The organism is Methylobacterium sp. AC690, assembly GCF_979256535.1.
In genome coordinates, this window is record NZ_CEEDOX010000064.1 from 1 (window position 1) to 325 (window position 325).

Genomic DNA, 325 nt, shown 5'->3' on the forward strand with positions numbered 1-325 from the left:
TGCGCCCCGGCCCGGTCGTCACCCTCTACGAGCTGGAGCCGGCGCCCGGCACCAAGTCGAGCCGCGTGATCTCGCTCGCCGACGACATCGCCCGCTCGATGTCGGCGGTCTCCGCCCGCGTCGCCGTCGTCCCCGGCCGCAATGCCATCGGCATCGAGCTGCCGAATGCCCGGCGCGAGACCGTGTACCTGCGCGAACTCCTCGCCTCGGCCGATTTCGCCGAGACGAAGCAGAGCCTCGCCCTGTGCCTCGGCAAGAACATCGGCGGCGAGCCGATCATCGCCGATCTGGCCAAGATGCCCCACCTGCTGGTGGCGGGCACCAC

1 protein-coding gene is annotated in these 325 nt (G+C 71.1%); it reads left to right on the forward strand.

Translation table 11 applies throughout. The features are described 5' to 3' along the window. On the forward strand, positions 1-325 hold a 325-nt coding region (locus AC0IY1_RS25340; protein ID WP_471773338.1), incomplete at both ends, for a DNA translocase FtsK.